This window comes from Streptomyces sp. NPDC029152 (assembly GCF_055564355.1).
On record NZ_JBVHWR010000013.1, the window covers coordinates 84,970 to 106,860 of the forward strand.

17 protein-coding genes and 1 riboswitch are annotated in these 21,891 nt (G+C 73.9%); of the genes, 6 read left to right on the plus strand and 11 right to left on the minus strand.

Annotated features, from left to right (window positions below; translation table 11 throughout):
* Nucleotides 1–44: 44 nt before the first annotated feature.
* The 8 genes from ACZ4V6_RS25940 to ACZ4V6_RS25975 all read right to left on the minus strand — a co-directional run bounded on the left by ACZ4V6_RS25940 (nucleotide 45) and on the right by ACZ4V6_RS25975 (nucleotide 9,902).
* A complete protein-coding gene (locus tag ACZ4V6_RS25940; protein ID WP_467831777.1) occupies nucleotides 45–800 on the minus strand; it encodes a transglycosylase family protein in 756 nt (251 codons plus the stop codon).
* 3 nt (nucleotides 801–803) lie between these two features.
* Nucleotides 804–969: riboswitch (cyclic di-AMP (ydaO/yuaA leader) on the minus strand.
* Between the two features lie 177 nt (nucleotides 970–1,146).
* Nucleotides 1,147–2,196 carry a transglycosylase family protein gene (locus ACZ4V6_RS25945; protein ID WP_467831780.1) on the minus strand — a complete coding sequence of 350 codons (1,050 nt, stop codon included), beginning with the start codon at nucleotides 2,194–2,196 and terminating at the stop codon, nucleotides 1,147–1,149.
* Between the two features lie 144 nt (nucleotides 2,197–2,340).
* Nucleotides 2,341–3,651, minus strand: coding sequence for a cytochrome P450 family protein (locus tag ACZ4V6_RS25950; RefSeq protein ID WP_467831781.1), 1,311 nt, complete (start codon nucleotides 3,649–3,651; stop codon nucleotides 2,341–2,343).
* Entirely contained in the window at nucleotides 3,648–4,634 is a 987-nt protein-coding gene (locus ACZ4V6_RS25955) for a nucleoside triphosphate pyrophosphohydrolase (RefSeq protein WP_467831783.1), read from the minus strand. The genes ACZ4V6_RS25950 and ACZ4V6_RS25955 overlap by 4 nt, the downstream gene beginning before the upstream one ends.
* A gap of 70 nt (nucleotides 4,635–4,704) precedes the next feature.
* A complete protein-coding gene (locus ACZ4V6_RS25960) occupies nucleotides 4,705–5,352 on the minus strand; it encodes a SurA N-terminal domain-containing protein (protein WP_467831785.1) in 648 nt (215 codons plus the stop codon).
* A gap of 203 nt (nucleotides 5,353–5,555) precedes the next feature.
* Entirely contained in the window at nucleotides 5,556–7,046 is a 1,491-nt protein-coding gene (pkaE, locus tag ACZ4V6_RS25965) for a serine/threonine protein kinase PkaE (RefSeq protein WP_467832015.1), read from the minus strand.
* Nucleotides 7,047–7,084: 38 nt separating this feature from the next.
* Nucleotides 7,085–7,744 (minus strand): hypothetical protein, encoded by a 660-nt coding sequence (locus ACZ4V6_RS25970; protein WP_467831788.1) that lies wholly within the window; start codon nucleotides 7,742–7,744, stop codon nucleotides 7,085–7,087.
* A gap of 124 nt (nucleotides 7,745–7,868) precedes the next feature.
* Nucleotides 7,869–9,902, minus strand: coding sequence for an N-6 DNA methylase (locus ACZ4V6_RS25975; RefSeq protein ID WP_467831791.1), 2,034 nt, complete (start codon nucleotides 9,900–9,902; stop codon nucleotides 7,869–7,871).
* Nucleotides 9,903–10,091: 189 nt separating this feature from the next.
* Between ACZ4V6_RS25975 and ACZ4V6_RS25980 the strand changes: the two genes are divergently transcribed.
* Together ACZ4V6_RS25980 and ACZ4V6_RS25985 are read left to right on the plus strand one after the other, a co-directional pair.
* The gene (locus ACZ4V6_RS25980; RefSeq protein WP_467831794.1) at nucleotides 10,092–10,769 is read left to right on the plus strand and encodes a hypothetical protein; all 678 of its coding nucleotides are present in this window, start codon (nucleotides 10,092–10,094) and stop codon (nucleotides 10,767–10,769) included.
* A gap of 143 nt (nucleotides 10,770–10,912) precedes the next feature.
* Nucleotides 10,913–11,707 (plus strand): hypothetical protein, encoded by a 795-nt coding sequence (locus ACZ4V6_RS25985; RefSeq protein ID WP_467831796.1) that lies wholly within the window; start codon nucleotides 10,913–10,915, stop codon nucleotides 11,705–11,707.
* Nucleotides 11,708–11,738: 31 nt separating this feature from the next.
* Here the strand turns inward: ACZ4V6_RS25985 and ACZ4V6_RS25990 are convergent, their stop codons facing one another.
* Together ACZ4V6_RS25990 and ACZ4V6_RS25995 are read right to left on the minus strand one after the other, a co-directional pair.
* Entirely contained in the window at nucleotides 11,739–12,482 is a 744-nt protein-coding gene (locus tag ACZ4V6_RS25990) for an N-acetyltransferase (protein ID WP_467831799.1), read from the minus strand.
* Between the two features lie 70 nt (nucleotides 12,483–12,552).
* Nucleotides 12,553–13,341: an HNH endonuclease family protein gene (locus ACZ4V6_RS25995; RefSeq protein WP_467831802.1), complete on the minus strand. Its 789-nt coding sequence runs from the start codon at nucleotides 13,339–13,341 to the stop codon at nucleotides 12,553–12,555.
* A gap of 133 nt (nucleotides 13,342–13,474) precedes the next feature.
* Here ACZ4V6_RS25995 and ACZ4V6_RS26000 point away from each other — a divergent pair, with 133 nt between their 5' ends.
* Entirely contained in the window at nucleotides 13,475–13,672 is a 198-nt protein-coding gene (locus ACZ4V6_RS26000) for an antitoxin (protein ID WP_467831804.1), read from the plus strand.
* Nucleotides 13,673–13,765: 93 nt separating this feature from the next.
* On the opposite strand, the gene mfd is transcribed toward ACZ4V6_RS26000, so the two are convergent.
* Complete coding sequence (mfd, locus tag ACZ4V6_RS26005; protein ID WP_467831807.1) at nucleotides 13,766–17,299, minus strand: transcription-repair coupling factor; 3,534 nt, start codon at nucleotides 17,297–17,299, stop codon at nucleotides 13,766–13,768.
* Between the two features lie 457 nt (nucleotides 17,300–17,756).
* Between mfd and ACZ4V6_RS26010 the strand changes: the two genes are divergently transcribed.
* From ACZ4V6_RS26010 to ACZ4V6_RS26020, 3 genes are all read left to right on the plus strand, one after another.
* Nucleotides 17,757–18,518, plus strand: coding sequence for a DeoR/GlpR family DNA-binding transcription regulator (locus ACZ4V6_RS26010; protein ID WP_467831809.1), 762 nt, complete (start codon nucleotides 17,757–17,759; stop codon nucleotides 18,516–18,518).
* Nucleotides 18,515–19,462 carry a 1-phosphofructokinase gene (gene pfkB, locus ACZ4V6_RS26015; RefSeq protein ID WP_467831811.1) on the plus strand — a complete coding sequence of 316 codons (948 nt, stop codon included), beginning with the start codon at nucleotides 18,515–18,517 and terminating at the stop codon, nucleotides 19,460–19,462. Before ACZ4V6_RS26010 ends, pfkB begins: the two co-directional genes overlap by 4 nt.
* 292 nt (nucleotides 19,463–19,754) lie before the next feature.
* The gene (locus ACZ4V6_RS26020) at nucleotides 19,755–21,824 is read left to right on the plus strand and encodes a PTS fructose transporter subunit IIABC (RefSeq protein WP_467831813.1); all 2,070 of its coding nucleotides are present in this window, start codon (nucleotides 19,755–19,757) and stop codon (nucleotides 21,822–21,824) included.
* Nucleotides 21,825–21,891: the final 67 nt, after the last annotated feature.

The window sequence follows — 21,891 nt, forward strand, 5'->3', positions numbered from 1 at the left end:
ACGGGGGAACACGCACCGGGGCGGGAGCAGGGGCGGGCCGCCGCCTACTTGAGGTGCAGCTGCTGGCCCGGGTAGATCAGGTCGGCGTCGGCGACGATGTCGTCGTTCAGCTCGAACAGCTTCGCCCAGCCGCCCTCGACGTGCTGCTCCGTGGCGATCGAGCTGAGCGTGTCGCCCGTGACGACCTTGTACTCGCCGTCGCCCTTCTCGACCTTCTTGCCGGTCGGGGTGGTGACGGTCTTCTCCGTGGAGGCGGTCTTCTCCTCGGCCTGCTTCTCGGCGGCCGGACGCTCGGAGGAGCGGGAGGCCTTCTGCCCGGTGGAGCGCTCGGCCGTGGCACCGCCGCTCCGGCTCTGCGAGCTCTCGGAGCCGCCGGAGGACTGCGAGGAGCCGCCGTCCTGGCTCTCGCCGGAACCGCCGGTGTACGCGGCGCCCGACAGGCCGGTGCCGCAGACCGGCCAGGCACCCTTGCCCTGGCTCGCGAGCACCTTCTCGGCGACCGCGATCTGCTGCGACTTGCCGGCCTGGTCGGCGGTCGCGGCGTACTGCGTACCGCCGTAGGCGGCCCAGGTGGAGGCCGAGAACTGCAGGCCGCCGTAGTAGCCGTTGCCGGTGTTGATGGACCAGTTGCCGCCGGACTCGCACTGGGCGACGGCGTCCCACTCGGACGCGGTGGCGGCGGAGGCGTTGCCGGCCGCCATCAGCGGGGCGGCGACGGCGGCACCGGTGACGCCGGCGACGGCGATGACACGGGTGGCCTTGGACGGACGACGGTGCTTGCCCTTGCCGGAAAACAGCATGGTTGATCCCCTCACCGACGCCTGCGAGGTGAGCTGTCGGGTTCGGGCCGGTTGAGTTGCCCGGCCGGGTCCCTCACGGAACTCGGCTTCACCCCTAGCCGCTCCGGACCGACTGTCCGGTGCGGCACCTACCTGGGTCCCCCGCTCCTGCCTGCGGCGCTCGACGCGACGACTGTTCCCGTACCTCCGCTGGCAGGATTCGGCGTTGCGGCGGTCGGGGCCCGCGGTGGCGAGCGATCACGACCGTAGGCACGCGCTCCGCGGATTTTCAAAGACGATCACGGCTTCTGAGACCTATCTCTCACGTGATCCAAAACGGACATAAAGCCTCTAACCGTGACGCGAACTAGCCCTGGTTCTGGCCCGGTTCGTCCGTGACGGTGAGCGTCTGACCGGGCAGGATGTGGTCCGGGTCGGCACCGACGACGTCCTTGTTGTCGGTGTAGAGGGAGTGCCATCCGCCGTCGAGCTCAAGGGAGTCGGCGATGCCCCAGAGGCTGTCGCCCGAACGGACGGTGTACGAGCCGTCCGTGAGGCCGCGGGCGCCGCTCCCGTCGCGCGAGGCGTGCCGCCCCGACGACTCCGCCGCACGGCCGTCCGGCGCGCCCTCTTCGGCACTGCCCCCGCGGTGCCGGCCGGTCGCGGGGTCCTCGGTGCCGACGAGCCCCGAAACGGCGTCGTTCCGCCCCGACTTGTCCGGCTCGTCGCCTTCCGGAGCGGAGACTTCCCCCCTGCCGGACACCTGGGCGTCACCATCGGCCGGGACGCCGGACGGGGATGAAGTGTCGGACTTGGCCGTTTTCTCCCCAGGGTCCGACGCGGCATCGGTCGTGGCCGAGGCGGACGGCGAAGGGGACTGGGACCGGGACGGGGAGGGGGTCGCCGAAGGGGACGATTCAGGGACGGACGTGGCGGAATCGGTCAGGCCGGACGGCTCGGACGTACCCGGCGCGCCCGTTCCGCCCTTCCCCGCCGACGCCCCGTCACCCGAGGCCCCGGTGCCGCCGGTCGCGGTCCCCGGGCCGTTGCCCAGGCCCGCGAGCAGTCCGCAGGTCGGCCAGGCGGCGATGCCCTGGTCCGCGAGCAGCTTCTCGGCGACGGCTATCTGCTGCGAGCGGCTCGCCTGGTCGGCGCTGGACGCGTACCCCAGGCCGCCGTACCGCTCCCAGACGTCCTGGGACAGCTGCAGGCCGCCGTAGTAGCCGTTGCCGCTGTTCTGGCTCCAGGCGCCGCCCGTCTCGCACTCGGCGACCCGGTCCCAGTTCGTTCCGTCGGCCGCGTGGGCGCCGGTGGCCCCCAGGAGCGGGATCGCGATGGCGGAGCCGGTGACTCCGGCAGCGACGACCAGGGCGGGAGCCTGGCGGGGGCGACGGTGACGACCGTTCCCGGAGAGCATGCGACGACCTTTCACGAGACAGCAGGGACGGCGCGGCGGAAGACGCTCGGCCGCCACGCTGATCCGTGAAGGTATAGGGAGATGATCGCTTGTCACAAGTTCATGCCGCGCAGATCACGTGAAGATCACAGAAGTGAGCGCGTGTCATGTTTGCGTCGGCGACGGGCCGTGCCCCGGCGGCGGGGGCGCCGGTGTGAACGACACCGGGAGGGTGCGCAGTCCCCGCATGATGAGCCCGCCGCGCCAGCGCAGTTCGGCCGGGTCCGCGGCGAGGGCCAGGTCCGGGAGGCGGGTGAGGAGCGTGGCGAGCGCGGTCTGCCCCTCCAGCCGGGCGAGCGGGGCGCCGAGGCAGTAGTGGATGCCGTGGCCGTAACCCAGGTGCTGGCTGTCCCGGCGGGAGAGGTCCAGGGTGTCCGGGTCCGTGAAGCGCTCCGGGTCCCGGTCGGCGGCGGCCAGGACGACGAGGACCGGGTCCCCGGGGGCGATGTCCTGCCCGCCGATGGTGAGCGCCTCGGTGGCGAAGCGCCAGGTGGCCAGCTCGACCGGGCCGTCGTAGCGCAGGAGTTCCTCGACGCCGGTCTCCAGCAGGCCGCGTTCGCCGGCGGCGAGGGACGCCTGCAGGCGGGCCCGCTGGCCGGGGTGGGTGAGCAGGGCGTACGTGCCGTTGCCGATGAGGTTGACCGTGGTCTCGAACCCCGCGAACAACAGGATGAACGCCATCGCCGCGGCCTCGTTCTCGGTGAGGTGCTCACCGTGGTCGGAGGCGCGGATGAGACCGGAGATCAGGTCCTCGCCGGGACCGGGCTCGGCCGGCAGCGCGGCGCGCTTGCGGTGGATGAGGTCGGCGAGGTAGCCCCGCATCTTCTTCACCGACCGTGCGACACCGCCCCGGGGGCCGCCGCCGTGGCGGATCATCATGCCCGCCCAGTCCCGGAAGTCGTCCTGGTCCTCGCGGGGGACGCCGAGCAGGTCGCAGATGGCGTGGATGGGGAGCGGGAACGCGAACTCGTGGATGAGGTCGGCGGAGCCGGTGGCGGCGAACCGGTCGATCAGGTCGTCGGCGAGCTCCTGCACCCGTGGCGCGAACTCGGCGACGCGCCGCGGTGTGAACGCCTTGCTCACCAGCCGGCGCAGTCTGGTGTGGTCCGGCGGGTCGATGTTGAGCAGGTGCGTCATCAGCTCGGCCTTGCGCTCGCCCGGGATGCCGGTCTTGCCCTTGGCGTGCGCGGGCTCGTCGTGGTGCGCCGGGTTCTTGGACAGCCGCTGGTCGGCGAGGGCCTGCCGGGCGTCGGCGTACCGGGTGACCAGCCAGGCCTCCACACCGCTGGGCAGCGTCGTGCGGTGCACGGGGGCGTGCTCGCGCAGCCAGGCGTAGGCGGGGTAGGGGTCGCTCGCGAACTCCCAGGTGAACAGCTCGGGGGCCGGGCCGCCGGGGGCGGCCGGGCGGCCGGTCATGCCTCGACCTCCCTGATCGCGTCCCGGTAGGCCCGGGCCGCCGCCCGCAGGGCCGCTTCCGGGTCCGTGCCCTCGGACTCGGCCCGGGCCGCGAGGGCGAGGAGTTCGTAGCCGATGCCCTCGCCCGCGGGGAGCGGCACCTCCAGGCCCGCCGTGCGCACCCGGGAGGCCAGCTTGGCGGCGAGGGCCAGACCGGGCTGGCCGAGGGGGACGCCCTCGGTGACCGAGGTGCGCCGCTTCTCCACCGCCTTGGTGCGCAGCCAGTGCTCCCTGACCTCTTCCGGCGTGGACGCCGTCTCCTCACCGAAGACGTGCGGGTGGCGGTGGACGAGCTTGGCGACGATGCCGGCCGCGACGTCGTCGACCGAGAACGGCGCCTCCGTGTCCTCCTCGGCGATGCGGGCGTGGAAGACGACCTGGAGGAGGACGTCGCCGAGCTCCTCGCGCAGTTCGTCGCGGTCGCCGTCCTCGATGGCCTCGACGAGTTCGTAGGCCTCCTCGATGGCGTACTTGGCCAGGCCCTCGTGGGTCCGCTGCGAGGACCAGGGGCATTCCAGACGGATGCGGTCCATGACCTGGACGAGGTCCAGGAGGCGGGCGCCGGGCAGGTCGTAGGAGGCGGGGAGCAGCTCCAGCTCGGGCATGGAGACCCTGCCGGAGCCGGCGAGGCGGGCCAGGCCGTCGGTGAGGGCCGGCTCGCCCTCGCCGGTCGCGACGACGACCACCGTGCGGCCCCCGGCGCAGGCGCCGACCAGTTCCTCGGCGGCCGGGGACGCCTCGTCGACCCGTACGCCCGCCTCGCGCAGGTAGGGCAGCTGCGGGTGCGCGGCGTCGGCGCACAGCACGCGGTCGGCCGTGCGCAGCGCCTGCCATGCGGGCCAGGACAGCAGGCCGGGGGCGACGCGGTGGCTGGTGGTGAGAAGGACGATGCGGCCCGGGTCGGGGGCGGTGCCGGGGGCGGGGTCGGCGGTGGTTGCGTTCACGATCCGAACGTAACGCACGGTGCGGGCCGGGCCGCGGGTCGTCCCCGGAGGCCGGCCCGCGCGGGGACCGTTACGCGGGCTGCTGGTTCCCGGCCGCGGTGACCTCCCGCACCCACGGCGTCCCGGCGTCGACGCGGCTGCTCTTCTGGACGTCCCAGGTGCCGTAGCGGGGGTTGAGGTCGACGCCGAGCTGCCGGGACGCCTCGGAGAGGGCCTGCCAGAACTCGGGGCGGCTGGTGTCGGTGCCGAGGTGCTCGGCGAGCTTCTGCGCCTCCAGCTGGATGCGGAGGTTCTCGTCGAGGCGCTCGGGGGCGACGCCGTACTGCTGCAGCCAGGCGATCTCCAGCTGCTCGGCGCCGCCGGCCTGCTGCTCCAGGCCGGTGCGCATCTGCTGGACCTCCTTGCGGGTGACGGTCACGCCCGCGTCCTGGACGGCGCGCTGCAGCACCCGGTCGAGGACCATGCCGTGCAGGGTGTCGCGGGTGAGGGTGCCGGTGCGGGCGACGACCTGCTGGTACTGCGTGTCGTCCGGGACGGCGGCCCGCTGTGCGTCGCGCACCTCGTCGACCCGGTTCTCCAGCTGGGCGACGGTGATCCGCTGGTCGCCGACGACGGCGGCCGCGCCGGGGTGCGCGTCGCTCCCGCAGGCGGTGAGCAGGGGCGCCGCGGCGGCGATCGCGGCGGTGAGGAGGAGCGCGGTGCGACGGCGGCGGTGCAAGTGAACCTCCCGGTGGAGATTGTGCGACGGTGCACAAAGTCTTGCGGTGATCGATGGTAGGCAGTGGCCCGGCTTTGGCCAACCCATTCGACCAACGATTCACGGGGACTTCGGGCACCGCCGCGCCGCCGAAGGTGTCGGGCGGGCCGGTGCGGCTCTCGGGGACGCGCGGGTCTCCCCGGCGCGGAAAGAGGCGGTGAGAACTAGCCGCGCACCTGTCCGAGCCACTGGAGGGTGCGCCGGACCTCGGCCGCGAGGGGGTGGCCGGGGCCGTGGGCGCGTTCCAGGTCGTGCAGGAGGCGGGCCAGGGTCTCGTGGGCGGCGGCACGGTCGCCGAGGGCGAGGAGGAGGTGGCCGATGCGGCGGCGGACGTCGTGGGCGAGGTCGGGGTCCCCGGCGACGTACTGGTTCTCGTAGTACGGCAGCAGGGCGCGGTACTCGGCGAGGGCGGCGGCCGGTTCGCCGAGCTGTTCCAGGCACTGGGCGGCGTCGTAGCGGTGGCGCAGGGACTGCGGGTCTGCCTGGCCCGCCTCGGCGGCGCGTTCGTCGGCGAGGCGGCGCAGTTCGGGCAGGGCGCGGCGGTACTGGCCGTCGTCCATGAGGGTGGCGGCGTACTGCTTGCGCAGGGTGCGCACGACCGGGGAGCGCTCGCCGTGCTGTTCGGCGGCGGCGGGCAGGATCGCGCCGAGGATGTCGACGGCCTGGGTGATGCGGCCCTCGCCGAGCAGGCGCTTGACGTCGTCGACGGCGCGGGCGACGTCCGGTTTCCCGGCCTCGGCGACGGGTGGGGCCGGGGCGGGCTGGGGCGCGGGGGTGCGGGCACGGTCGGGCCAGGGGGCGTGCGGGCGCACGAAGGGGCGGGTGGGGTCCAGGGGGCCGCCGGTGGGCATGCCGCGCGCGGGCAGCAGCAGCGCGAGGTGCTCGTACACCTCCTGGGCGGAGGCGGGGCGGTGCTGCGGGTCCTTGGCGAGCAGGCGCAGGACGAGCGCTTCGAGCGCTTCGGGGACCTCGGGGCGGACGCGGCGCACGGGCAGCGGCGGTTCGTACAGGTGCCGGTGGAGCACGCCGAGGGCGGTGGAGCCGGCGAAGGGCACGTCGCCGCTGAGGAGTTCGTGCAGGAGGACGCCGAGTGCGTACAGGTCGGTGTAGGGGCCGACCGCGCCCCCCATCGCCTGCTCGGGGGCCATGTAGGCGGGCGAGCCTATGGGGGTGCCGGTGTGGGTGAGGCGGGTGGTGTCGGCGTCCATGACGGAGGCGACGCCGAGGTCGAGGACGGTGACGGTGCCGTCCTGCTTCACCATCACGTTGCGCGGCTTGAGGTCGCGGTGGACGATCGGCACGGCGTGCACGGCGCTGAGGACGGCGCACAGCTGGGCGGCGACCGCGACCGCCCACTGCCACGGGTAGGGGTCGTGCTCGGCGAGGTGGTCGGAGAGGTCGGCGCCGTCGACGTACTGCATGACGAGGAACAGCTCCTCGCCCTCGCTGCCCGCGTCGTGCACGGTGACGAGGCCGGGGTGGTCGACCTGTGCGGTCACCCGGCACTCGCGCACGAAACGGCGGCGCAGTTCGTCGGCCTCCTGGCCGGCCACCTTGTCGGGGCGCAGCAGCTTCACCGCGACGCGCCGGTCGAGCCGCTGGTCGTAGGCCGTCCAGACCTGGCCCATGCCGCCCTGTCCGATGAGCGTGGACAGCTCGTAGCGGCCGGCGACGACCCGTCCTGTCGCCACGGTCACCTCGCGCCCTCGTGGCTGCCGCCGCCGTTGCCGTCGTGCCTGCGGAGGTAGTCGCTGAGCTCGTCGAGTTCGGCGCGGACCTGGTCGATGCGGGCGGGGGCGGGGGTGTGCGGCGGGACGGGGGCCGGCGCGGGGGCCTGGGCCGGCGGCGTCGGTACCGGCGGCATCGGGGGCGGGGTGTGCAGGGGGTGGGGCGCGATCGGCTGACGGGCCGCCTGCGGGACGGTGGTGGCGGTGTACGGCGCAGCCGGGGGCTGCGGGTAGCCGTACCCCGGCGCCGGGACCGGCCCGGGCGCGTGACCGGTCCCGTAGCGGAGCTGGTGGAAGTGGCGGACGTCGGCCGCCAGGTAGTACGCCATGGCCGCCACGAGCGTGCCGAACAGCAGGGCCATGCCCGTCCAGCCGCCCGCGGTGTGGATCTCGTCGCCGGGTTCGGTGCCGATCAGGAAGAGCGCGAGCACGTCCGCGGCGATCGCGGCCACGAACAGGCCCCAGTCCAGCGCCTTGCGCGTGACGATGGCCAGCCGCAGCAGCATCGACCAGGCCAGCATGCCGAGGCTGAGGACCGAGACGGCCACGAACAGCACGCGCAGGAGGACCAGCCAGCCCGTCGGGGGTGGCTGCTTCACCGGCTGCGGGTAGCCGTGGCCATGCATGGCTGCTCCTGGTACCTGGGACGGGGACCGACGTTGTCGGCATCGAGCGTATAGGCCGACACGGACAACCGGCCCCGGGTTGTACCGAACCGTTGTCGTGCTGGTCACTTCCCGCCTCCGGGGCTCAGTCGGGGGCGACCGTGCCGTCCGTCAGGCCGTCGTACATGCCGCGTACGAGCTGCTCGCCGAGGCGGCCCGCCTGCCTGAGCGCCCGCTCGAAGTCGTCGAGGGCGCGGAAGCGGGCGCCGTAGCGGCGCTGCGCGTCGAGCGGGAGCCGGGGGAGCTGGAGGCGGCGCACGTCGAGGCGGGTGGCGGTGGAGGCGTAGCTGCTGGCCTGGCGGTTGTTGGCGGTGCCGCGCAGGAACCCGGCGAGGAACCAGGGGTCCAGCGCGGCCGGGTCGGGGCGCAGCAGGACGAGGTGGCGTCCCAGGGCGGCGCCCGCGGTGGCGTCGTCGATCACGCGGGCGACGGAGCCGCCGCCGAGGACCGGCAGGACGACGTCCCCGGGCTCGGTGAGCACGGGTTCCTCGTCGCCCTCCGGGAGGGTGCCGGAGGGGGCGGTGCCGGCGAGGACGTCGAGGTCGGTGAGGACGGGCACGCGCGCGTGGCCGCCGTTGGTGCCGGTGCGCATCTTCAGGGCGCCGCCGCGGGCGAGTTCACCGACGGTGGTGAGGGGCCAGCGGGGCGCGGCCGGTGCGGTGCCGACGGGCGGCGGGGTGAGGCCGGCGGCCAGGCGCAGGGTCTCGCCGAGGCGTTCGCGCACGTCCGTGAGCTGTTCGGCGCCGTCGGCGGCCGCGGGCGGCGGCAGGTGGCGGGCCGGGGCGAGGTCGACGTCGTCGTCGAGGAGTTCGATGACGGGCAGGGAACGGGCCAGGCCCGGGCGTTCGTCGAGGTGTCCGGCGCGGTCGAAGTCCCGCCACGCGTCGAGCACGGCCTCCCGCACGGCCCGCCAGTCCGGTCCGCCGCGCCCCTCGCCGGCGAACTGCCCCGTGTCGGCGAGCAGTACCTCCGGCTGTGCGGGCGCCTTCTCGGGCCGGCGCAGCACCCACAGGTGGAGCGGGATGTTGTGCGGGGGTGCCGCGCCGACCGGCAGGGCGACGACGGCGCGCAGCGCGCCCCGGCGCAGCAGGCCGGCGCGGATGCGGCGGCCGGAGCGGCGGGAGGCGGCGGCGGGCGGCATGAGGAGGACGGCCGTGCCGCCGTCCGTCAGGCGGGCCAGCGCGTGCTGCACCCAGGCCAGTTCGGACTCGGTGCGGGCCGGGAAGCCGTACTCCCAGCGGGTGTCGTAGGCGAGTTCGCCGTGTCCCCAGTTGCGCTCGTTGAACGGCGGGTGGCACAGGACGGCGTCGGCGCGCAGCTCGGGGAAGGCGTCCGCGCGCAGGGTGTCGCCGGCGGCGATGCGCACGGCGGCCGTCGTGCTCAGGGCGAGCCGCAGTCCGGTGAGGGCGGCGAGCTCGGCGGCGCTGTCCTGGCCGTACAGCCGCTGGTCGGGGCGGGGGTCGGCGGCGCGCAGCAGGGCGCCGGCGCCGCAGGCGGGGTCGAGCACCGTCCGGGCGGGGCCGGTGAGTTCGGCCATCAGCTCGGCGAGGGGCGTGGGGGTGAGCGTGTACTGGCGCGGGTTGGCGTCGAGGTGGCGGCCGAGCAGGAACTCGTAGGTCTGGCGGGCGCCCTGGCCCGCGGCGAGTTCGGCGGCGCCGCGCAGCAGCGGTACGGAGGGCAGCAGCCGGGGGGCGACCGGCGTGGCGACGGTGCGGCCCGGGTCGGCGCCGAAGCGCCGGGCGAGCACCTGGTCGAGGGCGGCGGGCAGCAGGGCGACGAGGCGCTCGTCGGAGCCTGCGCTCATGTCCAGCCAGTCGGTGGGGCGGTCGTGGATGAGCAGGAGGACGCAGCCGGCGTGGGTGAGGGCCGTGACCGGTCCTTCGGGGTGGCCGGCGAGTTGCTGCCAGACGCGCTCGCGCAGGGGGACCTCGGCGAGTTTGCCCTGGGCGCGCAGCCACTCCTCGACCTCGGCGAGGGCGAAGGAGGGGCTGGTCTCGGTGCCGCCGACGGGTTTGGGGAAGTCCGCGTGCCGACGGCGCCAGTTGCTCACGGCGGCCCTGCCGACGCCGGCCAGCCGCGCGATTCCGGCGGCGGTCACTTCTGTCGCGTTGTCCTGCACCCGCGCGGCTCCCCTCGTCCCGTGTGTGGCGACTGAGCATACCGAGACCGCCCGGAGAAGCGCGTTCACGGTTGTGCACCCGCTTTCCTCCGTGAACACGGTTGACTCGGTTCACAAGCTCTGGTCTCATTGACCTCGCCAACGGACGACCGCGTCAGGAAGCGGTCGCCTCAGGGAGGGGACTCAGTCATGGGTATGAAGGGCAAGGTCGCGCTCGGCGCCGTCGTGGGGATCGCCGTCATCGCCGCCGTCTCGGCGAACTCCGGCGGCGACGGGGACGGCGGCTCCGACGGCAAGGGGTCCTCGGCCTCCGCGGAGCAGCAGTCCGGCGGCAAGAAGGACGCGGGTTCGGCGAAGGCCGAGAAGAAGGCCGCGTTCGAGGGGGACGGCGACTTCGAGGTCGGCTCGGACGTCAAGCCCGGCACCTACCGCACCACCGGCAACACGGACGGCATGTGCTACTGGGAACGCGCCAAGGACGCCTCGGGCGAGCTGGACTCGCTGCTGGCCAACGACAACGTGACCGGCACCGGTTACGTCACCGTCAAGGCCACCGACAAGTTCTTCAAGACGAACGGCTGCGGCGACTGGGAGACCGTCGACCCGAAGGCGCAGGGCACTCCCGCCTCGAAGATGTCCGGGAACGGCGGCATGTTCGCGGTCGGTGCCGACATCGCCCCCGGCACCTACAAGTCCACGGGCAACACCGACGACATGTGCTACTGGGAGCGCGCCAAGGACGCCGACCACTCGCTCGAGTCGATCATCGCGAACGACAACGTGTCCGGTACGGCGGTCGTGCGGATCAGCGCCTCGGACGCCTACTTCAAGACGGTCGGCTGCTCGGACTGGCAGAAGACCGGCTGACCCGCCGCAGCACCGCACCCGCCGGCCCGCCGATCCGCTGCCCCACCGGACCACCGAACCACCGGACCACCGAACCACCGGACCGTCGTACGTCGTACCCGCCGTACCGCCGAGTCCACTCGTCACCCCCTCAAGGAGCCCTCATGCGGCGCACCACGCTCGTCGCCCTCTGCCTCCTGGCGACGGCCACCGCAGGCCTCACCGGCTGCCAGTCCGGCCAGGACGGGAAAGGCGCCCCCGCCACGCCGGCCTCCACACCCGCGGCCAGGGCGGCGTCCACGCCCGCCGAGCCGTTCGCCGGGCTGACCGGCGACGAGATCTCCGACCGGGCCCTGGAGGCCACCACCGGGGCGCGTTCGCTGCGTCTGAAGGGCGACGTCCCCGACGACGAGAGCGGCGGCACCATACGGATCGACATGGCCCTGGACCGGCAGGGCGAGTGCGCCGGCACGATGAGCCTGGACGGGCAGGGCGAGGCCGAGCTGATCAAGACCGGCGACACGCTCTACATGAAGTACGACGAGCGCTTCCTGCGGGCGCAGAGCGAGGGCGAGCCGAAGGCCGACACCGACGCGGCCGTGGCGCTGCTGGCCGGACGGTGGACCAAGATGTCCGCGACCGGCCAGGACGCCAAGGACGTGACGGCCTTCTGCGACCTGGACACGATGCTGGACGAGGCCGAGGACTCCAGGAGCACGGACGTGACCCGCGGCGGGACCACCACCGTCGACGGCACGCCCGCGATCGTCCTGCACGAGAAGGACGGCGCGGACCGCAACACGCTGTACGTCGCCACCGAGGGCAAGCCCTACCTGCTGCGCTTCGAGAGCTCGTCCGAGGAGGACCCCGGCTCCCTCGCCTTCGGCGACTACGACGAGCCGGTGGACGCCGAGGCACCCGCCGGGGAGGTCCTCGACCTGGACGCGCTGACCGGCTGAGCCGCCGGCCGCCGCCCGGGAGGGGCCGCGTTCACAGCCGGTGCCGCATCCAGACGTTGGGCTCGACGTACACCGCGTAGCCGCGCTCCGGTTCGCAGCGCACCGGGACCAGGGCGCCGGGCACCTCGACGTCCCCGGCGGCGTCGAAGGGCAGCCCGGTCCAGCCGCGCCACTGCTCCAGTGACGCGGCGACGGTCATCGAGGCCGGTGCCACCGAGTCGAAGGCGGCGCCGGCCCTGGCGTGCACGCGCAGCCAGGGGTCGTGCGGCAGACCGTCGGGGCGCAGGCGGCGCGCGTACTCCTCGACGGGGGTGCGCGGTTCGAGGTGCTTGGCGCTGGGGCGCACCGGGGCGACGACCTCGCGAAAGCCCCGGGCGCGGGCGTTGTCGCGCAGGGCCGTGAGCATCCTGGCGGACAGCCCGCCGCCCTGGGCGTGCGGGGCGACGACGACCGAGACCGCGCTGACGGTGTCGGGCGCGACGCCGTGCCGCAGGTCGCAGAAGGCCCAGGTGAGGACCTCGTCCCAGCCCCGGGCGGGCAGCGTGCCGCGTCCCTCGGCGTGGAGGGCGAAGGGCACGCTGTGCGCGTGGGCGACGACCTCACCGTGCTCGTCCTCGGCGAACTGCACGTACTCGGGGAGTTCGGCGGCGATCCGCGGGTAGTGGGCGTTGCCCGCCAGGTCGTTGACCACGAAGGCCGGCCAGCTGTCGGCCATGCCGAGGACGCGCTCCGCCATGCCGGGACGGTCGGCGAGGTTCGAAACGGTCAGCTCCATGGGCTCACCGTAGGCGGGGCGGCGCGCCCGGCACACCGGTTTTCCCGGCGGGCCGTGCGTGCGGCCCGGTTCAGCCGCCGCACTGGCGCAGCATCGCCTCCCGGTCCGGTGCGGTCACCGCCAGCTCGTACTTGTCGGCGACCTGGGCGAACCGGACGGCGTACGCGCACCGGACGCCCTTGCTCGGGGGGAGCCAGGTGGCGGGCCCGGAGTCGCTCTTGGCGGAGTTGGCCCGGCCCTCGACGGGGATGAGGTTGAGCGGGTCGTTCGCGAGTTGCCGGCGCTTGCTCTCCGGCCAGCGCGAGGAGCCCAGCTGCCAGCTGTACGACAGCGGCACGACGTGGTCGATCTGGACCTCGCTCGCCTTCTGCTTGCGCCACTCGATCGTCGTGCCGGTGTACGGGTCGTGCAGCGTCATGGCGACGACCACGCAGTTCGAGCCGGACCGGAAGCGCACGTCCTCGCCGTCGCGCCGCAGCACGTCGTTGCGGGTGTCGCAGCCGTTCCTCGCCAGCGGCACCCCGTCGGCGGTGTCCATCCACGCGTAACCGAACTCGTCCCGGTCGTAACCGGTCCTGGGGCCGCGCCCCTTGGTCTTCAGGCCCTCGATGAGCTTGCGGGCCGCGGACCGGTCGGCGTCGCCCGTGACCGGGGCGAGTCCGGGTCCCGTGCCGTCGGGGTTGCGCAGCGGACTGACGGCGTGCCCCGCGGCCGGTGCCCCGGTACCGCTGTCCGACGACTCCGACGACCCCGACGACGAGGTCCCGCCGTCCTCCAGGCTCTCGCATCCGGTGACCAGGGCCAGGGTCAGCGCCGCGACCGCGGCCCCTGCGGTACGGATCCTGCTGCGCCGCCTCATGCGCACCCCTCTCCTTGCTGTTCGCCCACCACCGTAGCGAGGCAGAGGTTCAGACCATAGGGGGCCTTACTGGGCATGCGGGACATACCTGTCGTACGGTCGAGAGTGAGTCACGTCTCGGAAGGAGCGCCGCATGGGCTTCCTCGACAAGATGAAGAGCATGGCGGGCAAGGACAAGGACCGTTCCCGGAAGATGTCCGACACCGCCGAACGCCAGGTCAACCAGAGGACCGGCGGCAAGTACGAGAAGCAGGTCGACGCCGCGCAGCAGAAGACCGAGGACCAGCTCGGTTTCGGGCGTGAGCGGGGCGGTGACCGGCCGGAGCGCTAGAGCCCCCCTTCGCCTCAAAGACGACGAGGCCGTCCACGGGCCCGTACCCGTGGACGGCCTCCTCGACGTGCCGCAGCGGCACCGGGAGCGCGGCTACGACCCCAGGATCGAGGTCAGGAACTCGCCCGCCCACGCCAGCAGTTCCCGGCCGACGAGCGGCTTGCCGCCCACCTTCGCGGTCTTCGGACGCGGCACCAGCGCCTGGTGGGCGGTGGCCTTGACGACCGTGCCCGGGTACAGCCGCTTGAGGCGCAGCTCCTGCGACTCGCGCAACTCCACCGGCGCGAAGCGGATGTTGTTGCCCTGGAGCACGATCTCGCCGACCCCGCAGGCCCGCGCGAGCATGCGCAGCCCCGCGACCAGCAGCAGGTTCTCCACCGGCTCCGGCAACTTGCCGTAGCGGTCGACGAGTTCCTCCCGTACGGCCTTGATGTCCTCCTCGCTGTCGGCGGAGGCGATGGACCGGTACGCCTGGAGCCGCAGCCGCTCGCCGGGGGCGTAGTCGTGGGGGACGTGCGCGTCGACCGGCAGCTCGATCTTGACCTCGAGCGGCGGCTCCTCCTCCACGCCGCCCTCCAGGGAGGCCCGGTAGTCGGCGACGGCCTCGCCGACCATCCGTACGTACAGGTCGAAACCGACGCCCGCGATGTGGCCGGACTGCTCGCCGCCGAGCAGGTTGCCCGCGCCGCGGATCTCCAGGTCCTTCATGGCCACGTACATGCCCGCGCCCATCTCGGTGTGCTGGGCGATGGTCGCGAGCCGCTCGTGCGCGGTCTCCGTCAGCGGCTTCTCCGGCGGGTAGAGGAAGTAGGCGTAGCCGCGCTCGCGGCCGCGCCCGACCCGGCCGCGCAGCTGGTGGAGCTGGCTGAGGCCGAAGTTGTCGCCGCGCTCCACGATGAGGGTGTTGGCGTTGGAGATGTCGATGCCGGACTCGACGATGGTCGTGGAGACCAGCACGTCGAACTTCTTCTCCCAGAAGTCGACGACGACCTGTTCCAGGGCCTGTTCCGACATCTGGCCGTGGGCGGTGGCGATGCGCGCCTCGGGGACGATCTCGCGCAGCTTGGCCGCCGCGCGGTCGATGGACTCGACGCGGTTGTGGATGTAGAAGACCTGGCCCTCGCGCAGCAGTTCGCGGCGGATCGCGGCGCCGATCTGCTTCTCCTCGTAGGGGCCGACGAAGGTCAGGACCGGGTGACGCTCCTCGGGCGGGGTGGTGATCGTGGACATCTCGCGGATGCCGGTGACCGCCATCTCCAGGGTGCGCGGGATGGGGGTCGCGGACATGGTCAGGACGTCGACGTTGGCGCGGAGCTTCTTCAGCTGCTCCTTGTGCTCGACGCCGAAGCGCTGTTCCTCGTCGACGATGACCAGGCCGAGGTCCTTGAACCTGGTCTCGGAGGAGAACAGGCGGTGGGTGCCGATGACGACGTCCACCGAGCCTTCGCGCAGGCCCTCCAGGACGGCCTTGGCCTCGGTGTCGGTCTGGAAGCGGGACAGCGCCTTCACGTTGACCGGGAACTGGGCGTACCGCTCGCTGAACGTCCCGAAGTGCTGCTGCACCAGCAGGGTCGTCGGCACGAGGACGGCGACCTGCTTGCCGTCCTGGACGGCCTTGAAGGCGGCGCGGACCGCGATCTCGGTCTTGCCGTAGCCGACGTCGCCGCAGATCAGGCGGTCCATGGGGACCGTCTTCTCCATGTCCTCCTTGACCTCGGCGATGGTGGTGAGCTGGTCGGGGGTCTCCGCGTAGGGGAAGGCGTCCTCCAGCTCGCGCTGCCAGGGGGTGTCCGCGCCGAACGCGTGTCCCGGCGCCGCCATGCGGGCGCTGTAGAGCTTGATCAGGTCGGCGGCGATCTCCTTGACCGCCTTCTTGGCGCGCGCCTTGGTCTTGGTCCAGTCGGCCCCGCCGAGGCGGTGCAGGGTGGGGGCCTCGCCGCCGACGTACTTGGTGATCTGCTCCAGCTGGTCGGTGGGGATGTAGAGCCGGTCGCCGGGCTGGCCGCGCTTGGCGGGGGCGTACTCCACGACCAGGTACTCGCGGGTGGCGCCCTGCACGGTGCGCTGGACCATCTCGATGTAGCGGCCGACGCCGTGCTGCTCGTGGACGATGTGGTCGCCCGCCTCCAGGGTGAGCGGGTCGATGGTCTTGCGGCGCCGGGCCGGCATCCGGGCGCCCTCGCGGCCGGCGGCCTTCTGGCCGGTCAGGTCGGTCTCGGTGAGCACGGCGAGCTTGAGCGCCGGGTCGACGAAGCCGTGGTCGACCGAGCCGCAGGAGACGTGCACGACCGAGGGGGACAGTTCGTCCAGGTCGTTGTCGAGGCGGGCGGCGATGCCCTCTCCGCCGAGGACCTCGACGGTGCGGGCGGCCGGACCGTGGCCCTCGGTGAGGTAGACGGCGCGCCAGCCGTCGGACAGCCAGCCCTTGGTGTCGGCCAGCGCCCTGGCGGTGTCGCCGCGGTAGGTCTCGGGGGCGTGCATGCCGAGCTTGAGGGTGTCGGCCTCCTCGAGCACGTCGTCGGCGGCGAACGGCGACACCGACCACCACATCATGTCCAGCTCGCGGGCCCGGTCCCGGACGTCCGCGATGGACCACAGGGACGCCGCGTCGACGTCGATCGGCGCCTCGCCGCCGCCCGCGGTGGCGGCCCAGGACGCCTGGAGGAACTCCTGGCTGGTCGCGACCAGGTCGGCGGCGCGGGTCCGCACGCGCTCGGGGTCGCAGACGACCGCCATGGCGCCCTTGGGCAGCACGTCGAGCAGCAGCTCCATGTCGTCCACGAGGACCGGCGCCAGGGACTCCATGCCCTCCACCGCGATGCCCTCGGCGATCTTGCCGAGCAGCTCGCCCAGCTCGGGGTGCTCCTCGGCGAGGGCGGCGGCCCGCTCGCGGACCTCGGGCGTCAGCAGCAGCTCGCGGCAGGGCGGGGCCCACAGGCCGTGCTCGGCGACCTCCAGGGAACGCTGGTCGGCGACCTTGAAGTAGCGGATCTCCTCGACGTCGTCGCCCCAGAACTCGACGCGCAGCGGGTGTTCCTCGGTGGGCGGGAAGACGTCGAGGATGCCGCCGCGCACGGCGAACTCGCCGCGCTTCTCGACCAGCTCCACACGGGAGTACGCGGCGGCGGCGAGGGCCTCGACGACCTCGTCCAGGTCGGCGTTCTGCCCGGTCCGCAGGGACACGGGCTCCAGGTCGCCCAAGCCCTTGACCTGGGGCTGGAGCACGGAGCGCACGGGTGCGACGACGACCGAGACCGGGCCGGTCTCCGGGTCGTCGGGGCGCGGGTGGGTCAGCCGGCGCAGGACCGCGAGGCGGCGGCCGACGGTGTCGCTGCGCGGGCTGAGCCGCTCGTGGGGCAGGGTCTCCCAGGAGGGGTACTCGACGACGCCCTCGGGCGGCAGCAGCGAGCGCAGGGCGGCGGCCAGGTCCTCCGCCTCGCGTCCCGTCGCCGTCACCGCCAGGACGGGGCGGCCCGTCTCGCGGGCCAGCGCGGCGACCGTGAAGGGGCGGGCCGCGGGAGGACCGACCAGGTCGACGTGCATGCGGTTGCCGTCGGCGGCCGCGGTGATCGCTTCCGCGAGGGCGGCGTCCTTGACGACGGCGTCGAGCAGACCGTGCAGGCTCATTCGGGGCGCTTTCCGTCCGGGGATGTACAACACGACGGGCCCGACGCGCGCTGCGGGCCGGGGGTATCCCAGCGTACGTCGCTGCGCGGGCGGGCGTCGGGGGCTGTGGACGACGCCCCCGTCCGTGTACGGGTGCCCCGGCGTCGTGGCCCGGTACCAGGGGGTTCCGCCCCGGGCCCCGGGCCTGTGCCCGCCCACCGTCCGTCCCGGCCGGCCGGGAGGCGGGCGACGGAAGGGGCCCGGGGGGGGGGGGGGGGGGGGGGGGGGTCCCCCCCTCTCCCCCCCCCCCCCCCCCCCCCGCCCCGCTTCGGCCCCTCCACGGGCAGCCGCCGCCAGAGTGTGCCCGTTCGTGCCCGGTTACGTCTGTTCACTTCCGCTTGGCGGTTTACTTTCCGGAAAACCGGGCGTAGCCTCCGGTGAAACCACACGTTCGGGCACAAGGCGGAGGCGAACAGGCATGTACGCACCGGAGCGGCAGCAGGAGATCCTCCGGCTCGCCCGGGACGGCGGCCGGGTGGACGTCGTGTCGTTGGCCGAGGAGTTCCGGGTGACGGCGGAGACCATCCGCCGCGACCTCAAGGCCCTCGACCGCGCCGGCCTGCTCCGCCGGGTGCACGGGGGCGCGATCCCCGCCGGGCGCCTCGACTTCGAGCCGGACCTCGCCGAGCGGGAGTCCACGGCGGCCGGCGAGAAGGAGCGCATCGCCAAGGCGGCCCTCGCGGAACTGCCCGCCGAGGGCACCGTCGTCCTCGACGCCGGTTCGACGGTGGCCGGCCTGGCCGCCGTCCTCCCGCCGGAGACCCGGCTGACCGTCGTCACCCACAGCCTGCCCATCGCGGCCCGCCTCGCCGACCACCCCGGCATCCAGCTCCACCTGGTCGGAGGACGCGTGCGGCACCGTACGCGCGCCGCCGTGGACGCCTGGGCGCTGCGCGCGTACGGCGAGATCCGCGCCGACGTGGCCCTGGTGGCGGCCAACGGCTTCTCCGCCGAGCACGGCCTGACCACCCCCGACCTCGCCGAGGCCGCCGTCAAGCGGGCCGCCGTCGCCGCGGCCCGGCGCGTGGTGCTGCTCGCCGACTCCTCCAAGCACGGCCAGGAACACTTCGCCCGCTTCGGCGCCCTGAGCGACGTGGACCTGCTGATCACCGACAGCGGGCTGAGCCCCGACGACGCCACCGCCATCGAGCGCGACGGCACGGAAGTGGTACGCGCATGATCCTCACCGTCACCCCCAACCCGTCGCTGGACCGCACCTACGAGGTCCCCTCCCTGGACCGCGGCGAGGTCGTCCGCGCCACCGGCGAGCGGGTCGACCCGGGCGGCAAGGGCGTGAACGTCTCGCGCGCGGTCACCGCGTCCGGGCGGCGCACCGTCGCGGTGCTGCCCCTCGGCGGCGCACCCGGCGCGCTCGTCGCCGACCTGCTCGACGCCCAGGGCATCGAGGTCGCGCCGGTGCCGATCGCCGGGGCCACCCGCTCCAACATCGCGCTCGCCGAGGCCGACGGGATCCTGACGAAGATCAACGCCCCCGGCCCCGAACTGTCGGCGGCCGAACAGGAACTGCTCCTGGAGACCGTACGGCGGCAGTCGCGCGGCGCCGACTGGATCGCCTGCTGCGGCAGCCTGCCCCGTGGTCTGGCTCCCTCCTGGTACGCCGCCCTGGTCGCCCGGGCGCACGCCGCCGGGGTCCGCATCGCCCTGGACGCCTCCGGTCCCGCCCTGCGCGAGGCGCTGCGCGAGCGGCCCGACGTGGTCAAGCCCAACGCCGAGGAGCTCGCCGGGGTCGTCGGGCGCCCCCTGGTCACCGTCGGCGACGCCCTGAAGGCCGCCGAGGAGCTGCGGGAGCTGGGCGCGCGTGCCGTGCTCGCCAGTCTGGGCGCCGACGGACAGCTGCTCGTGGACGACGCGGGCACCTGGTTCGGCAGCGCCCGCGTGGACGCCGTACGCAGCAACGTCGGCGCCGGTGACTCCTCGCTCGCCGGATTCCTCCTCGCCGGCGGCGGCGGACCCCGGGCCCTCGCCTCCGCCGTCGCGCACGGCGCCGCGGCCGTCCGGCTCCCCGGCAGCGTCATGCCGGCACCGGCCGACCTGGACCCGGCCGCGGTGACGGTCACGGCCGAGGTGCCGGTGGACCTGGCGCTGAGGGAGCCGGTGTCATGACAGGCCCGCGCGGCCCCGGCGCGCTCACCGGCACCCACCCAGGCACCCCCGTCCCCCGAAGTCCCCGCAGCATCTCCGGCCGACCTGGGCCCGGCCGCGGTGACGGTCACGGCCGAGGTGCCGGTGGACCTGGCGCTGAGGGAGCCGGTGTCATGACCGGCCCGCGCGGCCCCGGCGCGCTCACCGGCACCCACCCAGGCACCCCCGTCCCCCGAAGTCCCCGCAGCACCTCCGTCCCCACCCTCGCCCACCACACCGCGTTCCGGGCGATACGCGAGCTAAGGAGCCCGCGATGAGCGACATGATCACCGCGGACCTGGTCGACCTCGACCTGTCCGCCGACACCAAGGAAGCGGCGGCGCGCGCCCTCGCCGAACGCATGGTGGCCCAGGGCCGGGTGACCGACCTGGAGGGCTTCCTCGCCGACGTGGCCGCCCGCGAGGCACAGATGCCGACCGGCCTGGACGGCGGCATCGGCATCCCGCACTGCCGCAGCGCGCACGTCACCGAGCCGACCCTCGCCTTCGGCCGCAGCGCGCTCGGCGTCGACTTCGGCGCGGCGGACGGCCCGGCCGACCTGATCTTCCTGATCGCCGCGCCGGCGGGCGCCGACGACGCCCACCTGACGATCCTCTCCTCCCTGGCGCGGCAGCTGATGAACGCCGAGTTCACCGCCGCGCTCCGCTCGGCGGGCGACGCCGCGACCGCCGCGGCGCTGATCCGCGGGGAGGAACCGGCCGCCTCCGACGGCGACGAGGACTCCGTGGCGGTCTCGGCGGCGGCCTCCGCCGAGGCCGCCACGGACAGCACGGCGAGCGGCGCCGAGAGCGACGGGGCGCCGGCGGCGGAGCCCGGGCGGCCCTTCCGCATCGTCGCCGTCACCTCCTGCCCCACCGGCATCGCGCACACCTACATGGCGGCCGAGTCGCTGGAGAACGCGGCCCGCGAGGCGGGCGTCGAGATCGCCGTCGAGACTCAGGGGTCGGCCGGCTTCACCCGGCTCGGCCCGGCGGTGATCGAGGCGGCGGACGGCGTGATCTTCGCCCACGACGTGCCCGTGCGCGACAAGGACCGCTTCGCCGGGAAGGCCACCGTCGACACCGGCGTCAAGGCGGCCATCAACCGCCCCGGCGAGCTGATCGGCGAGGTCCGCGGCAAGGCGGCCCGCGGCGAGGTCACCTCCGCGTCCCCGGGCGCGACGCCCGTCGAACGCGGCGGCGAGCCCGGCGAGGGCTACGGCACCAAGCTGCGCAAGTGGCTGATGTCCGGCGTCAGTTACATGGTCCCGTTCGTCGCGGCGGGCGGCCTGCTCATCGCCCTCGGCTTCGCGATCGGCGGCTACGGGATCAACAAGGCGCCGTCGGTGATGGACCACTTCGTGTGGACGCAGGCCGACAGCTGGGCGGCGCTGCTGTTCCAGATCGGCGGCGTGGCGTTCGGCTTCCTGGTACCGGTCCTGGCCGGTTACATCGCCTACGGCATGGCCGACCGGCCCGGCCTCGTACCCGGCTTCGTCGGCGGCTCGATCGCGCTGACCGTCAACGCGGGCTTCCTCGGCGGCCTGGCGGCCGGTCTGATCTCCGGTGCCGTGGTGATGGCGATCCAGCGGGTGCGGATCCCGGCGGCGCTGCGCGGCATCATGCCGGTGGTGGTGATCCCGCTGATCTCCTCGGCGGTCGTCGGCTTCCTGATGTTCGTGGTGATCGGCAAGCCCATCGCGTCCGCGCAGAAGGCGATGACCGACTGGCTGAGCGGACTGTCCGGTGCCAACGCCGTCCTGCTCGGCGCGCTGCTCGGCCTGATGATGTGCTTCGACCTCGGCGGCCCGGTCAACAAGGTCGCCTACGCCTTCGCCACGGCCGGCATCGCGGTCAGCGACCCCAGCGACTCGGCGATGAAGATCATGGCGGCGGTGATGGCGGCCGGCATGGTCCCGCCGCTGTCGATGGCCCTGGCCACGACCGTGCGCGGCCGGCTGTTCAACGCCACCGAGCGCGAGAACGGCAAGGCGGCCTGGGTGCTGGGCGCCTCCTTCATCTCCGAGGGCGCGATCCCGTTCGCCGCGGCCGACCCGCTGCGGGTCATCCCCTCCTCGATGGTGGGCGGCGCGCTCACCGGCGCCCTGTCGATGGCCTTCGGCGCGACGCTGCGCGCCCCGCACGGCGGCGTCTTCGTGGTCCCGCTGATCGGCAACCCGCTGCTCTACCTGGTCGCCATCGCGGCCGGCGTGTGCGTCACCACGGCCTTGGTGATCATCCTCAAGGGCCTGCGCAAGCAGGCGCCCGGAACGGCGGCGCCGGGAACCGACGACGCCGGCCCCTCGGCCTCGGCGACGGGGACGAAGCAGCCGGTGGCGGCCTGAGGCACCGTGGGAGCCGGGCCGGGTCCCACGAGGGCCCGGCCCGGCCGTCGTGCGGCCGGCCGGTGAC

Coding starts and splice junctions, on each gene's coding strand:
- ACZ4V6_RS25970 (WP_467831788.1), bottom strand. CDS start 7,744: ATGCATGGCCACGGCTACCCGCAGCCGGTGAAGCAGCCACCCCCGACG.
- ACZ4V6_RS26010 (WP_467831809.1), top strand. CDS start 17,757: ATGTACGCACCGGAGCGGCAGCAGGAGATCCTCCGGCTCGCCCGGGAC.
- ACZ4V6_RS25945 (WP_467831780.1), bottom strand. CDS start 2,196: ATGCTCTCCGGGAACGGTCGTCACCGTCGCCCCCGCCAGGCTCCCGCC.
- ACZ4V6_RS25950 (WP_467831781.1), bottom strand. CDS start 3,651: ATGACCGGCCGCCCGGCCGCCCCCGGCGGCCCGGCCCCCGAGCTGTTC.
- pfkB (WP_467831811.1), top strand. CDS start 18,515: ATGATCCTCACCGTCACCCCCAACCCGTCGCTGGACCGCACCTACGAG.
- ACZ4V6_RS26000 (WP_467831804.1), top strand. CDS start 13,475: ATGGGCTTCCTCGACAAGATGAAGAGCATGGCGGGCAAGGACAAGGAC.
- mfd (WP_467831807.1), bottom strand. CDS start 17,299: ATGAGCCTGCACGGTCTGCTCGACGCCGTCGTCAAGGACGCCGCCCTC.
- ACZ4V6_RS25995 (WP_467831802.1), bottom strand. CDS start 13,341: ATGAGGCGGCGCAGCAGGATCCGTACCGCAGGGGCCGCGGTCGCGGCG.
- ACZ4V6_RS25985 (WP_467831796.1), top strand. CDS start 10,913: ATGCGGCGCACCACGCTCGTCGCCCTCTGCCTCCTGGCGACGGCCACC.
- ACZ4V6_RS25940 (WP_467831777.1), bottom strand. CDS start 800: ATGCTGTTTTCCGGCAAGGGCAAGCACCGTCGTCCGTCCAAGGCCACC.
- ACZ4V6_RS26020 (WP_467831813.1), top strand. CDS start 19,755: ATGAGCGACATGATCACCGCGGACCTGGTCGACCTCGACCTGTCCGCC.
- ACZ4V6_RS25990 (WP_467831799.1), bottom strand. CDS start 12,482: ATGGAGCTGACCGTTTCGAACCTCGCCGACCGTCCCGGCATGGCGGAG.
- ACZ4V6_RS25980 (WP_467831794.1), top strand. CDS start 10,092: ATGGGTATGAAGGGCAAGGTCGCGCTCGGCGCCGTCGTGGGGATCGCC.